At 69.8% G+C, this 13,354-nt stretch carries 13 protein-coding genes; 8 read left to right on the top strand and 5 right to left on the bottom strand.

All coding sequences use genetic code 11. From position 1 onward, the window contains the following. Window positions 1-43: 43 nt before the first annotated feature. The 3 genes from AAEX57_RS05655 to AAEX57_RS05645 all read right to left on the bottom strand — a co-directional run bounded on the left by AAEX57_RS05655 (window position 44) and on the right by AAEX57_RS05645 (window position 3,279). Window positions 44-1,036 carry a beta-ketoacyl-ACP synthase III gene (locus tag AAEX57_RS05655; RefSeq protein WP_342091477.1) on the bottom strand — a complete coding sequence of 331 codons (993 nt, stop codon included), beginning with the start codon at window positions 1,034-1,036 and terminating at the stop codon, window positions 44-46. Between the two features lies 1 nt (window position 1,037). Beyond that, the gene (locus AAEX57_RS05650) at window positions 1,038-1,973 is read right to left on the bottom strand and encodes an ACP S-malonyltransferase (RefSeq protein ID WP_342091478.1); all 936 of its coding nucleotides are present in this window, start codon (window positions 1,971-1,973) and stop codon (window positions 1,038-1,040) included. 190 nt (window positions 1,974-2,163) lie between these two features. Next, window positions 2,164-3,279, bottom strand: coding sequence for a PucR family transcriptional regulator (locus tag AAEX57_RS05645; protein ID WP_342091574.1), 1,116 nt, complete (start codon window positions 3,277-3,279; stop codon window positions 2,164-2,166). Between the two features lie 194 nt (window positions 3,280-3,473). On the opposite strand from AAEX57_RS05645, the gene AAEX57_RS05640 reads away from it, so the two are divergent. Beyond that, on the top strand, window positions 3,474-4,529 hold the full coding sequence (locus AAEX57_RS05640) for a PHP domain-containing protein (RefSeq protein WP_342091479.1): 1,056 nt from the start codon (window positions 3,474-3,476) through the stop codon (window positions 4,527-4,529). Window positions 4,530-4,535: 6 nt separating this feature from the next. Here the strand turns inward: AAEX57_RS05640 and sepH are convergent, their stop codons facing one another. Then, complete coding sequence (sepH, locus tag AAEX57_RS05635) at window positions 4,536-6,374, bottom strand: septation protein SepH (RefSeq protein WP_342091480.1); 1,839 nt, start codon at window positions 6,372-6,374, stop codon at window positions 4,536-4,538. 344 nt (window positions 6,375-6,718) lie between these two features. Between sepH and AAEX57_RS05630 the strand changes: the two genes are divergently transcribed. The 3 genes from AAEX57_RS05630 to AAEX57_RS05620 all read left to right on the top strand — a co-directional run bounded on the left by AAEX57_RS05630 (window position 6,719) and on the right by AAEX57_RS05620 (window position 10,497). Continuing rightward, complete coding sequence (locus AAEX57_RS05630; protein WP_342091481.1) at window positions 6,719-7,792, top strand: ferrochelatase; 1,074 nt, start codon at window positions 6,719-6,721, stop codon at window positions 7,790-7,792. Between the two features lie 70 nt (window positions 7,793-7,862). Then, window positions 7,863-9,950 carry a S9 family peptidase gene (locus AAEX57_RS05625; RefSeq protein ID WP_342091482.1) on the top strand — a complete coding sequence of 696 codons (2,088 nt, stop codon included), beginning with the start codon at window positions 7,863-7,865 and terminating at the stop codon, window positions 9,948-9,950. 250 nt (window positions 9,951-10,200) lie between these two features. Next, window positions 10,201-10,497: a DUF4193 domain-containing protein gene (locus AAEX57_RS05620; RefSeq protein ID WP_342091483.1), complete on the top strand. Its 297-nt coding sequence runs from the start codon at window positions 10,201-10,203 to the stop codon at window positions 10,495-10,497. Between the two features lie 62 nt (window positions 10,498-10,559). Here the strand turns inward: AAEX57_RS05620 and AAEX57_RS05615 are convergent, their stop codons facing one another. Next, window positions 10,560-10,856 (bottom strand): DUF4235 domain-containing protein, encoded by a 297-nt coding sequence (locus AAEX57_RS05615; protein WP_342091484.1) that lies wholly within the window; start codon window positions 10,854-10,856, stop codon window positions 10,560-10,562. A gap of 146 nt (window positions 10,857-11,002) precedes the next feature. Here AAEX57_RS05615 and AAEX57_RS05610 point away from each other — a divergent pair, with 146 nt between their 5' ends. From AAEX57_RS05610 to AAEX57_RS05595, 4 genes are all read left to right on the top strand, one after another. Continuing rightward, window positions 11,003-11,482, top strand: coding sequence for a DUF3093 domain-containing protein (locus tag AAEX57_RS05610; protein ID WP_342091485.1), 480 nt, complete (start codon window positions 11,003-11,005; stop codon window positions 11,480-11,482). Beyond that, complete coding sequence (gene dut / locus AAEX57_RS05605) at window positions 11,479-11,943, top strand: dUTP diphosphatase (protein WP_342091486.1); 465 nt, start codon at window positions 11,479-11,481, stop codon at window positions 11,941-11,943. Before AAEX57_RS05610 ends, dut begins: the two co-directional genes overlap by 4 nt. 89 nt (window positions 11,944-12,032) lie before the next feature. Beyond that, entirely contained in the window at window positions 12,033-12,770 is a 738-nt protein-coding gene (locus AAEX57_RS05600) for a DUF3710 domain-containing protein (RefSeq protein ID WP_446721105.1), read from the top strand. 8 nt (window positions 12,771-12,778) lie between these two features. Then, window positions 12,779-13,171, top strand: a complete 393-nt coding sequence (locus AAEX57_RS05595; protein WP_446721106.1) for an OB-fold nucleic acid binding domain-containing protein — start codon at window positions 12,779-12,781, stop codon at window positions 13,169-13,171. The last annotated feature ends 183 nt before the right edge of the window (window positions 13,172-13,354 follow it).

Genomic DNA, 13,354 nt, shown 5'->3' with positions numbered 1-13,354 from the left:
TTGCGGGTGCTGTTACGGAGCCGCCGGGTGGCGGACCCCGGGATCAGGGGAGGGTGACGACCTGGCCGGCGAAGGTCAGGCCGGCCCCGAAGCCGATCAGCAGCGCGGTCTGGCCGCTGTGGGCCTGGCCGGACTGCAGGACGGCGTCCAGGGCCAGCGGCACGGAGGCTGCTGACGAATTGCCCATCTGGGCGATGTCCCGGGCGACGATGATGTCGCCGGGCAGCTTGAGGTGGCGCAACATGGAATCGGTGATCCGGTTGTTGGCCTGGTGCGGGATGAAGACCTCCAGGTCTTCCGGCTCGAGCCCCGCGGCCGCCAGCGTCTCGCGGGTCCGGTCGGAGATGAAGGTGGTGGCCCAGCGGAAGACCTTGGTGCCATCCATCCGGATGAAGGGGTGCTTCTGGTCCTCCGGCAGGCTGCGCCAGTTCTCGATCGACAGCACGTTGGCCTGGCTGGGGTCGGAACCCCAGACAGTCGGGCCGATCGCCGGCACATCGGAGGGGCCCACCACCACGGCGCCGGCGCCGTCACTGAAAAGGAAGGCGGTACCACGGTCGTTGTGGTCCAGGTTCTCGCTGAGCTTCTCGACGCCGATCACCAGCACGTGTACCGATGAGCCGGTGCGGATCAGCGAATCCGCCAGGGTCAGGCCGTAGCAGAAGCCCGCGCACGCGGCGGAGATGTCGAACATGGCGGGGCTGGGACAGCCCAGATCCTGCGCGACGAAGGAGGCCAGCGAGGGCATCTGCTGGGAATTGCTGACCGTCGCCAGGATGACGGTGTCGATCTGGTCGGCGCTCAGCCCGGCCCGCTCGATCGCCTGCCGGGCCGCGGCGACGGCCATGCTGCGCGGTGTCTCGTCGTCGGTGGCCCAGTGCCGCTGGGTGATGCCGGTGCGCTGCTGGATCCACTCGTCAGAGGAATCGATCATGGTGCACATCTCGGCGTTGTCCACCACGCGTGAACCGCGGTGGGCGCCGGTGCTGAGCAGCCGCGCGTAGGGTGCACCCTGTCGTACCTGGATGATTGCCATCTCAGTTGCCGTTCTGCGCGTGGGTCTCGACGAAGGCCCGGGCCTCGTCCAGCTGGTCGGGGGTGTTCAGGTTGAACAGCTCGACGCCCTTGAGGTTGCGCTTGGCAATCCCGGTCAGGGTGCCGGCCGGGGTGAGCTCCAGCAGCCCGGTGATGCCCCGGGCGGCCATGGTCTCCATGCACAGGTCCCAGCGCACCGGGTTGGCCACCTGGGCGACCAGCCGGTCCAGGTAGTCCCGGCCGGAGGCGACGGCGGCGCCGTCGCGGTTGCTGAGCAGGGCGACCCGGGCATCGCCGGGCTGCACGTCGGCGACCAGCGCGCGCAGCGTCTCCACGGCGGGCTCCATGTGCACGGTGTGGAAGGCGCCGGCGACACTCAGCGGGAAGAGCCGCGCACGGGCGGGCGGGTTCTCGGCAAAGGCGGCAAGCTGCTCCACGGTCCCGGCGGCGACGATCTGCCCGGAGCCGTTGTTGTTGGCGGCGGTGAGCCCTGCGGCCTCGATCGCGGCCAGCACCTCGTCGGCCTTGCCCCCGATCACGGCGGTCATCGACGTCGGGCGCACGGCAGAGGCCTTGGCCATCCCGCGGCCACGCTCGCGGACCAGCAGCATCGCGTCGTCCTCGCTGAGCACGCCTGCGATCGCGGCGGCGGCCAGTTCACCGACGCTGTGGCCGGCCACCATGCCAACCCGCTGATCCGCACCGGCATCACCGAGCAGTTCGGCCGCGGTGGCGATGGCCGAGGCCACCAGCAGCGGCTGGGCCACGGCGGTGTCCTTGATGGTCTCGGCATTGGCGGTGGTGCCGTGGCCGGCCAGATCGAGCTCGCTCACCTGGCCCAGACGGGCAAGGCGCCCCGCGAAGCTGTCGAGCTCCAGCCAGGGGGCGAGGAATCCGGGGGTCTGGGCGCCTTGTCCCGGCGCAACGATTGCAAGCACGTAACCACTGTGCAGGCTTGCTGAGAAGTCTGCGGGAGCCGACACGACGAAATCTCAGGCCCCGTTGTTGTCAGATCCCCACAAGCCCCGCTGACATCCCCGCAGGGGAAAGGTCGTCGACTTGTAGGGGTTGCTGAGTTCCCCCGATGTGATCCTGGACGAACCTTGTACGCGTGGACCGCGCCGCGGGTCAACGGGCGGTGGCCGCCAAACGTCCCAGGGTGATTGCCAGCCGCAGGACATAGGCATCGCGGGCGTCGGTGGGGGAGTAGCCCGTCACGTCCTGGATGCGCTTGATCCGGTAGCGCACGGTGTTGGCGTGCACGAACAGGTCCCGCGCGGTCGCCTCCACCGAGCAGGCATGATCCAGGAAGCTGACACAGGTCTCCAGCAGGTCACCGCCGGCCGCGGCCAGGGGCTCGAAGACCTCCTTGGCCAGGGTGCGACGGGCATGCCCGTCGCCGGCCAGCACCCGCTCGGGCAGGAGCTCCGAGGCCGGCAGGGCGCGGGCGCCCTCCGGCCAGGCGTCGGAGGCACGCAGGCCGCTGATCGCGGCCCGGGCCGATCGGGGGGATTCCACCAGGTCGTCGACCAGTGGGCCGATCACCACATGACCGTCACCGAAGAAGTCGGTCAGGGCCTCCACCACGGTGATCGCGCTGGCCTCGTCGGTGATGCTCGGCCCGCTGGCCACCATCACCAGCCGGTCGCCCTGCACCGAGGTGAGCACGTCCAGCTTCATCTTGATCGCCTGGCGACGCAGGTCCGTGGTCGCGTCATCACCCTGTTGATGCACATGCCCGACGGCGACGAAGACCTTGCTGCCGGAGTGCCAACCCAGGGTGGAGGCGCGGGAGACCATCGACTCGTCGGCCTCGGCGCGGACGATGGCGTCGACCACCAGGGCCTCCATCCGAGCATCCCACGCGCCGCGCACCTCGGCGGCCCGGGCATAGACCTCAGCGGCGGCGAAGGCCACCTCCCGGGAGTAGTGCACGATCGCGGTCTGCAGGAGGGGCAGGTCACCCTTGGGCACCAGGTGGGGCAGTTGCTCCTCCACCACGGTGATCGTGGTCCGCATCAGGTCGACGGTCTGGTGCAGGGTGATGTTGCGGGTCAGGGCGCGCGGGGCCGCGGCAAAGACATTGGCCGGGTCGAAGGCGACGTCGGGGTCATCGGCCACCCACTGGGTGAATCCGTCGATGCCGCCCCGGGCCACCACGCTGATCCAGGAACGGTGCTCTGCATCTAGCTCCCCGAACCACGGATGACGCTCGTCCATGGCGCTCAGCACGATGGTGGTCATCTTGCTGGTGGAGGTGGACAGCCGGGAGACCAACGCCTTGCGGGCGCGATCCGAGGGCACCAGCGCCCGTCCAGAGCCGGGGGTGGGAGCAGGCGCGCCGGCCGGGCCGTCAGCATCGCGATTCTTGCGTGGGAGCATCCTCGTCCTTCCTGTGACCAGTGAGCCTACTGCGCCTTGTGCCGTACGGTGGGGCGGTGGCCAGCACCGCAGACACCGTGGAACCGACCGTACCCGCCCCCGCCGAGGCCTTGCGGGAGATCGGCTTCTGGCTGGAACGGGCCCGGGCCGACAACTACCGGGTGAAGGCCTATCGGGGGGCCGCCGACGCGCTGGATTCCCTGGACGCCGACGATCTGGCCGCGTTGCAGGAGGCCGACGCCTGGTCCGCGGTGCCCGGGCTGGGCCGCAGCACCGTCGCCGTGATCCGTGACTGCCTGGCCGGACGCCTGCCCGAGCGGCTGGCCGAACTGCGAGCCTCGGGGGCCGAGCCCCTGGCCCGTTCCGCGGTGCGTGCCCTGGTGCGGGGAGACCTGCACAGTCACACCACCTGGTCGGACGGTGGCTCGTCGCTGGCCGAGATGGCCAACACCGCCGCCCGGCTGGGGCATGAATACCTGGCGATCACCGACCATTCACCCCGGCTCCGCGTGGCCCATGGGCTCAGCGCCGGCCGGCTGCGGGCGCAATGGGGCGAGATCGCCCGGGTCCAGGCCACGCTGGTCGCCGACGGCAGCAGACTGCGGCTGTTGCGGGGGATCGAGGTGGACATCCTGGATGACGGCTCGCTGGACCAGTCGGACGAAGCGCTGGACGGCCTGGACGTGGTGGTGGCCTCGGTGCACTCCAGGCTGCGCTCCGACCGGCAGTCCATGACCCGACGGATGGTGGCCGCCGTCGCCAATCCGCACACCACGGTGCTGGGGCACTGCACCGGGCGGCTGGTCGAGGGTTCCCGGGGCACCCGACCGCCGTCGGACTTCGACGCGGAGGTGGTCTTCGAGGCCTGCCGCCAGTTCGGCGTCGCGGTGGAGATCAATTCCCGTCCCGAACGGCAGGATCCGCCCGACGAACTGCTGGCCCTGGCCAGCCAGATCGGTTGCCTGTTCAGCATCGACACCGACGCGCACGCCCCCGGACAGCTGGACTTCCTGGCGCTGGGCTGTGCCCGCGCGGAGGCGGCGGGGATCGCGCCGGAGCGGATCATCACCACCTGGCCGGTGGATCGGCTGCTGGACTTCGCCGCTGGCTGAGGTGGGTCAGCCCTGCTTGGGCGGGGTGGGCCCGCCGAACATGATCTCGTCCCAGCTGGGGATCGAGGCGCGCTTCTTGCGCGGACGGGGCTTGGGCCGCGGCTGCGACGTCGGCTGCTGAGGAGTCTCCACCAGGGCGTCCTGCTCGGGCACCTCGGGTGCGGGGGCCTCGGGTGCGGGGGCCTCGACAGGCTCGGCCGTCGGGGTCGGGTCGGGAGCATCGGAACCACGGCCCACGAGCTTGTCGAGCGGCTCCTCCTCGGCTGCCGCGTCACCGGCGGCTTCGACGGGCTCGGCCAACGGAGCGATATCGCTCTCGACGGCCTCATCCAGGGTCTCCTGCACCGGATCGGTGCTGGGCAGCTCCACCTCGATGGTGTTCTGGCCGGGTTCGGGCTGGCTGACCTCCACCACCACGGGCGCCGCGGGAACCGCGACGGGGGCCTGGGCAGGCAGCTCGATCAGGGCCGACGGTTCGGCATCCTCGTCCTCGACATCCTCGCCCTCGACCTCCCCGGGGACCTCGACGGGCTCGGCCGTCGGGCTGGGATCCTGCGGCTGGGCAGGGATCGTGCCACGGTCCCCGAGCTCGTCGAGGAGCTCCTGGTCGGACGGCTCGTCCACCGGCTCGGCCGTCGGGGTTTCCTCGTGCGCCAAGGTCTCCTCGCGGACAGCGGCCAGCGCGGGGTGCTCGGCCTCGGCCGGGGGCTCGTCCGCGATCACCGGTTCCACCGCCACCTGCGGCTCGGCCTCCGCAACGTCCTCCACCTCGGCGGCGTCCAGCACCGCCAGCGACGGATCAGCAAGGGCCGCCTCGGACTGGCCCTCGGTGGCGTCGTCGGCTTCGGCCGGCTCCTCGGTCAGGTCAGCGCTCGGCTCCTGCGTCACGGGATTGGCCAGCCCGGCGTAGATGTTCACCGAGTCCTCGGCAAAGGAGCTGAGCATCTCGTAGAGCACGTCCATGTCCGAGGTGTTCTGCGGGACGAAGTCGTAGACCCCGTCAACCTCTTCCAGCTCGGCGGGGGAGTAGTCCTGCACCTCCTCCTCGTCCTCGATGTCGGAGGCCCGGGCCGGTGCGGGCTCGGCTTCGGGGGCCGGAGCAGGCTGCTCTGCAACCGGCTGGGTCTCCGGAGCCGGCTGGGTCTCCGGAGTCGGACGGGGGCCAGTGCCTGCGGGAGGCATGGACGGCTGCTTGGGGGCGCTGACCGAAGGCACATCACCCTGCACCGCGCGGAGCACCGCCAGCTCGTCGTGCAGGTCAATGGTGGGCTCGGCATCGGCCGCGACCGCCGAGGGCACCGGGCGGGGAGCGGGGGCGGCGGTGACCTCACCGATCAGCTGACGGGCCGCGTCATTGGTGGCGACGCTGAACCGAGCGCGCTGGTCAAAGACGAACTGCGCCTCGTGGCCCTCACCGTCGTGCTGCCAACGCCCGACGACACTCCACCGGCGATCCTCGTTGCGCCACGCGTCCCACGTGACGTCGTCCATGTTCACCTGCTGCGCCGCCAGCTTCTCCTCGACGACCGCCCGCATGGCCCGCACCGAGCCGGTCTCGCCCCGGCGTCGCACCGGACACTGCAGCGCGGTGCCAGCCACGTGCTCACGCTCGGCCAGCACCGGCGCGGCAAAGGGCTCCACCTTCTCCATCGGCAGGCCACACTCGCGCACCAGATCCTCCAGCGACGCTCCCGACCGGATCCGGGTCTGGATGTCGCGGGGACTCAGGGCGCTTGTCATGTCATCTCCAGGGCTGGTGGAACGGCTGCCATAGGTTGAGCTGTCAGGTGAAGCTGGTGCAGTTCTCGGGGTTGCGGCGCGCCGGGGGCACAGGCTGCAGGGCACGCAACCACAATTCTGCGTTGCCCAACCTACCGTGCCGCAAGCGATGATGCCCCGCAAGCCCGCGGCGCACCCTGCGGAGAGACCCTGCGGAGAGGGGTATCGGGAGGCTCACCTGTGGTTCAGAACCGCCGTGCAGCGGCCCCACCTGCCCATCAATGAGGTCAGACCGCCAGGTTTGCGCCACAAACCACATTCTGAGTGGCACCCGATGTCATGGTGGCACCGGCCTCGAACCAGAATGCGGTTTGTGTCACAGACCGGAAGGACTCGGCCAGCAGAGGGGCTCGGCTGACGGGTCCGGTGGCTGGTTGGGCAACCGGTGGCGGGTCTGGAAGGATCAGCCCATGACCTCACGCACCACCGAAGCCCCGTCCCTGGCCCCCTACGACGCCATCCTGTTGGTGTCCTTCGGGGGGCCGGAGAAGCCCGACGAGGTGGTGGACTTTCTGGAGGTGGTCACCGCCGGCTCCGGCATCCCGCGCTCCCGGCTGGCGACGGTGGGGGAGCACTACTTCCTGTTTGGTGGCAAGAGCCCAATCAATGACCAGAACAAGGCGCTCATGGCGGCGCTGGAGCAGGAGTTGGTCACCCGCGGCGTGCAGCTGCCGATCTACTGGGGCAATCGCAATTGGCATCCCTTCATCGCCGAGGCCGTGCAGCAGCTGAAGGCCGACGGTCACCGTCGGGTCTTGATGCTCACCACCAGCGCCTTCCCCTCCTATGCCGGCTGCCGTTCCTACCGTGAGGCGCTGGCCCCCGCGCTGGCCGAGCACGGCGACGATCTTCGGGTGGAGCGGATCGGCAACTACGGCCTGGACGAGGGTTTCGTCCAGGCAAATGCCGAAGCGCTGCGCACCGCGCTGACCGAGCTGCCGGGCGCCCGGGTGGTCTTCGTCACCCATTCCATTCCGACCGACATGGATGCCAATTCCGGCGTCGACGGCGAGGGAACCGGTGGCCGGGGCGCCTACACCCGCTGGCATCGGGAGCTGGCGGAGCGGGTCTTCGCCGAGCAGGGGATCGACGGCGAACACGATCTGGTCTTCTGCTCCCGTTCCGGGCGTCCGGGCCAGCCCTGGCTGGAGCCCGACGTGAACGACCATCTGGAAGCGCTGCACGCCCAGGGAATCGATCGGGTCGTGCTGGCCCCGATCGGCTTCATCTCCGACCACATGGAGGTGATCTACGACCTGGACACCCAGGCTCGCGAGACCTGCGACAAGCTGGGAATCCAGATGGTGCGGGCCGCCACCGCGGGTGTCTCCCCGGCCTTCGTCGCGACACTGGCCGATCGGCTGCTGGACCGGGCCGCTCAAGCACGGGAAACCGCCGACGGCGACCTGCCGTGCGACCTGGGCTGTGGTGGTGCGGGATGTTGCCCCAACCTGGGCGCACCAAACACCCCAGCCATCGACTGATCCGGCTTCGGCGAATAGGTTGGGAACAGGCCCACGGCCAGTGGGTCCGACCAGCATCGGAGGACCCATCGTGACCAGTGATACCCAACCCGACGCCCAGCCGGAAGCCACCCCGGAGGCGTCGACCACGGCATCGCCATGGGAAGACCTGGAACGCTACGTGGAGCAACCCCGGCTGAACAGCCTGGAGGTGGCGCCCGATGGCAGTTGGCTGCTGGCCGGGATCCAGACCATCAACCCGGACCGCACCGGCTATGTCACCGCGCTGTGGCGGATCGACCCCCACGGTGAGCGGGCGCCGCACCGGTTGACCCGCGGGGTGGAGGGGGAATCGGCGGCGGCCATCCTGCCCGACGGCTCCGTCGTGTTCACCTCGGACCGTCAGCTGCCCAAACCCGGCTCGCAGGACGCCGACCAGCCCGGCGAACGGGACAAGGCGCTGTGGTGCCTGCCGGCGCTCGGGGGCGAGGCTCACGTGCTGGCCCGACGGGAGGGTGGCTGGCGACGGGTGCAGGCCGCCCGCCGCGGCCGCCGACTGGTCTGCACCGTCGGGATGCGGGCGGGCCTGGAAGCCGACGCCGATCGCGAACTGAGGGTGAGCCGCGGCAGGACCGAGGTGCACGCGATCCTGCACGAGGGCGGCGGGGTGCGCTACTGGGATCAGGACCTGACCAGCGACACCGTCCGTTTCCTGACCGCCGAGTTGCCCACCGGGAGCGATCTCGTACTGGGCTCGAAGGATCTGCGGGCGGTCGCGGGTGACCTTGGCCGGCAATTGGCCGACGACGCCGTCCTGTCCGCGGATGGCAGTTTCCTGGTGGGCAGCTGGACCGATCGGCTCCCGCGCGGCCAGCGACGAACCAAGCTGGTCCGGATCGACGTCGATTCGGGCGAGCTGACCGACGTCGTCGCCGCCGAGGGCGATGACTTCCACCAGCCCGTGATCAGCGATGACGGCAGCCTGCTGGCCTGTGTCCGCAGTGTGCCCGGCAGTCCGCAGGAGGCGCCGCACGTGCACCTGCACCTGGTGGACCTGACCACCGGCGAACACCACGACCTGGCCGCCGACTGGCCTCGTTGGGGCAGCCCGGTGGCCTTCAGCCCGGACAAGGCCACGCTCTATGTCACCGCCGACGAGGACGGCGCCGGCCCGGTTTTCGCCGTCGACCTGGCGACCGGGCAGGTCCGGCGACTCACCGGCCCCGGCGCGCACAGCGCCGTCCGGGTCGCCCCGGACGGCTCCGCGCTGTACGCGCTGCGCGCCGCCTGGAACGAGCCGCCCACCCTGGTCCGGATCGATCCGCGGAGCGGGGACAGCACCGTGCTGCACAGCACGGTGCCTGATCTGCGGTTGCCGGGACGACTGGAGCGGGTGGAGACCACCGCCGACGACGGCGCCCGGATCCCCGGCTGGCTGATCCTGCCCGACGGTGCCTGTGCCGAGCAGCCGGCGCCACTGGTGCTGTGGGTGCATGGCGGGCCGTTGAACTCGTGGAATGCCTGGAGCTGGCGCTGGTGCCCCTGGTTGCTGGTCAGCCGCGGTCGTGCCGTGCTGTTGCCCGATCCGGCCCTGAGCACCGGCTATGGCCGGGACTTCATCCAGCGTGGCTGGGGCCGGTGGGGCGCCGAGCCGTACACCGACAGCCTGGCGATCACCGACGCCGTCGAGGCGCGGGAGGACATCGACCAGAGCCGCACCGCCATGATGGGCGGTTCCTTCGGCGGCTACATGGCCAACTGGATGGCCGGGCACACCGACCGTTTCCGGTGCATCGTCAGCCACGCCAGCCTCTGGAACCTGGAGACCTTCGGCACCACCACCGACGCCCCGTGGTTCTGGGATCGGGAGATGTCGCCGGAGATGATGCGCGCCAACTCCCCACACCACGCCGCCGACCAGATCACCACCCCCATGTTGGTGATCCACGGTGACAAGGACTATCGAGTGCCGATCGGCGAGGGCCTCGCGCTGTGGTGGGCGCTGGTCAGCAACCACGACGGCCCGGAGGCGGAGCTCCCGCACAAATTCCTGTACTTCCCCGACGAGAACCACTGGGTGCTCACCCCGCAGCATGCGATGGTCTGGTACCAGACCGTGCGGGCCTTCCTGGCGCACCATCTGGATGGCACGCCCTGGCAACGCCCCGGTCGGCTCTGAACCCCCTGTCGGAGCGTCCACGGGCAAAGGAAACCGACCATCGGGTAGGACAGGGGCCACCCAATTGGCGCGCGACTTCGGCGGGTGTGATACACATGTGCCTGCCGTTGAGCACCCACGGCGCCCGGGCCGGGAACAAATCCGCGCCCCGGTGGCGTTCTGGGGGCACACCGGGGACAAGGCAAGACCCGTGAGGGTCCACCCGGAACGACCCGCGAGGGCCAAACCCGGAACGACAGGGAAGGAAGAGATGGCGACCGACTACGACGCTCCTCGCAAGACCGACGAGGAAATGAGCGAAGACTCCATCGAGGAGCTCAAGACCCGTCGCAATGACAAGAACTCCGGCAAGGTCGACGAGGACGAGGTGGAGGCCGCCGAAGCCTTCGAGCTGCCCGGCGCCGACCTGTCGCACGAGGAGCTGACCGTGCGCGTCCTGCCTCGCCAGGCCGACGAGTTCACCTGCGGCTCCTGCTTCCTGGTGAAGGCCGCCAGCCAGCGCGCGGAGACCCGCAAGGGGATCGACTACTGCGTCGACTGCGTCTGAGCGCACCTGAGGACACAGCGAAGGGGCCGCATCCGGATGGATGCGGCCCCTTCGTCGTGTCGTCAGATCTTGATCTTCACATTCTTGGAGGTGTCCAGGTGCTCGCCGGTGACTTCCTCGAAGCGACGGCCGACGAAGCGGTTCATCGCCAGCTGGCTGACGCCCAGCCCCAGGCCGCTGGCCAGGGCCCAGATCGCGGCCTGGGTCGGGGGGACGTCGGGATCATTGGGGTCGGGCGGGGTGTCGCCGGTGGCGATCTTCCACGCCGTGCTGACCAGCTTCTGGGCGACGATCGTGGTGACAGCGCCCAACACGCCGGCATAGATCTTGAAACCAATGTTCTGGCTCGTGGTGGCCATGGGGTCTCCTCACGGTGATGGGGCGGTGCACATCCGGGTGCACATGTGATGTGCTTCGACACCCATGGTAGGCAACCCGGGGAACAGATCGGCCCGGGTGGGACCAACTTTCGCCCTTGGCGCAGTGCGACGGTAGGTTGGGCGGCATGCCGAAGGCCGACCAGAACCCCTCCGCCAGTTTCCGCGAGCGGCTGACCATTCCGATCAGCTGGTGGCTGCTCACCGTCGGCTTCGCCAGCACGCTGGTGATCGCGGTCGGCGCCTACCTGAACCTGCAGTTCGGGGCCGCGGTGGCGGTCCTGTGCCTGGTGGCGATCGGTCTGGCCTTCTGGTCCCATGGTCACGTCGTGGTCGGCGCCGACGCGACCGGCCTGCGGGCTGGCCGCGCGCACGTCGAATGGCCATGGGTGGCCGACGTCGAGGTATTGGACGCCAAGCAGGTCAAGGAATCGCTGGGCCCGGGTTCCCTGGCCTCCGGCTGGTTCCTGACCCGCCCCTATGTCAAAGGTGCCGTCCGGGTGGTGCTGGACGATCCGGCCGATCCGCACCCCTTCTGGCTGGTCAGCGCCCGGCACCCGGAGCGGCTGGCTGCCGTCGCCCGTGAACACCTGGCCGCGGCATCGTGACCGAACCCACCGAACTGCGGGTCAAGCGGCTGGATCCGGATCTGCCGGTGCCCCGCCGTGCACACCCCGATGATGCGGGGATAGACCTGATGACCAGCACCGACCTCACGCTGCAACCGGGCGAGCGCGCCCTGGTAGGCACCGGGATCGCCGTCGCCATCCCCGCCGGGTACGTCGGGCTGGTGCACCCCCGCTCCGGTCTGGCCGCCCGCAGCGGCCTGACCATCGTCAACGCCCCCGGCACCATCGACGCCGGCTATCGGGGTGAAGTCAAGATCTGCCTGCTGAACACCGACGCCAGCACGCCGATCACACTGCGCCGGGGCGACCGGATCGCCCAGCTGCTGGTGCAGTCCGTCGCCCTGCCGAGGCTGGTGGAGGTGGACGGGCTGGACGCCACCGAGCGGGGTGAGGGCGGCCACGGTTCCAGCGGCGGTGTCGCTGACTGGCAGGCAGGATAGGATCGCAGACGTTGCCGCGACGAGAGCCGGCGCGGCCTGCTGGAGGGACATTTCACGTGAGTGAGAACGACGCGGTGAACCAGACCGAGCTGAACGTCGCGGCCACCGAGCCCGGAGCCGACGAACAGCTGGCCGACGAGCAGCTGGAGGTCGTCAATCCCGACGACCCGCGCTGGGCCGAACTGGACGAGAAGAAGGACTGGCGCGAGGACGGCCCCTTCGACTTCGACGAGGTGGATCTGGACGCCGACGAGGTCGAGCGACTGGACTTCGGCAGCCTGATCATGACCCCCTTCGACGAGATGAACCTGCAGCTGCAGGTCGACGAGGAGACCCAGCAGGTGCAGGCGGCGCTGGTCATGCACGGCGAATCGGCCCTTGAGGTCGCCGTCTTCGGTGCCCCCGCCGTCACCTCCATGGCCGCAGACATCCGTCGGGACATGGTTGAGGTCACCAGCCAGCAGGGTGGCGACGTCCAGCTGGCCGAGGGCCCCTTCGGCACCGAGATCCGTCGGGTGATCCCGCTGCAGAATGACGAGGGCGAGACGATGTACCACGTCTCCCGCACCTGGTTCGCGCAGGGCCCGCGGTGGCTGCTGCGCGGCGTCCTGATGGGCGAGGCGGGCATGACCGAGGGCGTCGACGGCCCCAGCGCCGTGCTGTACGAGTTCTTCTGCAACCTGGTGGTGCGTCGCGACGACAGCCCGCGGGTTCCCGGTGATCTGATCCCGATGACCATCCCCGCCGAGTTGCTGGCCGATGCTCCCGAGGAGATCCAGGAAGCGCAGCGGACTGTCGGCGAGGGTCAGCCGCCCGTCACCGAGTGATGACGCCCATCGTCACCCAGAGCCCGGCCGGACGCTCCCGTGGGGGAGTGCTCGGCCGGGTCTTGCGTCGGCTGACCACCTCCGAGACGGCATTGCGCGACGAGTCGATGCGCACCGAGTCGACCGCCGCCGGCTGTCAGGCGATCGGGGAGGCGGCGCTGCGCCGGCCGGTGAAGCTGCGCGGCACCGTGCACATGGTCACGCTCAACCCTCGCGGGGTGAACCGCTGGCTGGAGGCCGTGCTCTCCGATGGCAGCGGGGAGGTCACGCTGATCTGGATGGGTCGCCGCGTGGTGCGCGGCATCGAGGCGGGCCGACGGCTGGAGGTGCAGGGTGTGATCACCCTCTACGACGGGCGCCCGACGATCTACAACCCGAAGTACTCCCTGCTGCCCGACTGACATTGGGGGCGTGCCGCCCCCAAACCCCCTGCCAGGGTCGAGAGGGCGCCTGGCTCTCGGACATTGGGTGGTCGGGTTTCTTGTTATCTGGAGTCGCTTTGCTCCGCGCTGTCCGTTCCGGCCGGGCGCACCGGCTCCTTCGTCGCCTGCCCGGTCGGGCTACTCACGCTCGTTCCTCGCGCT

The sequence above is a fragment of the Luteococcus sp. H91 genome (genome assembly GCF_038433135.1).
Taxonomy (GTDB): Bacteria; Actinomycetota; Actinomycetes; order Propionibacteriales; family Propionibacteriaceae; genus Luteococcus.
Note: the sequence above shows the minus strand (reverse complement) of the source record. Positions and strands in the feature narration are given on the sequence as shown.

Coding starts and splice junctions, on each gene's coding strand:
- AAEX57_RS05655 (WP_342091477.1), bottom strand. CDS start 1,036: ATGGCAATCATCCAGGTACGACAGGGTGCACCCTACGCGCGGCTGCTC.
- AAEX57_RS05645 (WP_342091574.1), bottom strand. CDS start 3,279: ATGACCACCATCGTGCTGAGCGCCATGGACGAGCGTCATCCGTGGTTC.
- AAEX57_RS05630 (WP_342091481.1), top strand. CDS start 6,719: ATGACCTCACGCACCACCGAAGCCCCGTCCCTGGCCCCCTACGACGCC.
- AAEX57_RS05620 (WP_342091483.1), top strand. CDS start 10,201: ATGGCGACCGACTACGACGCTCCTCGCAAGACCGACGAGGAAATGAGC.
- AAEX57_RS05615 (WP_342091484.1), bottom strand. CDS start 10,856: ATGGCCACCACGAGCCAGAACATTGGTTTCAAGATCTATGCCGGCGTG.
- AAEX57_RS05610 (WP_342091485.1), top strand. CDS start 11,003: ATGCCGAAGGCCGACCAGAACCCCTCCGCCAGTTTCCGCGAGCGGCTG.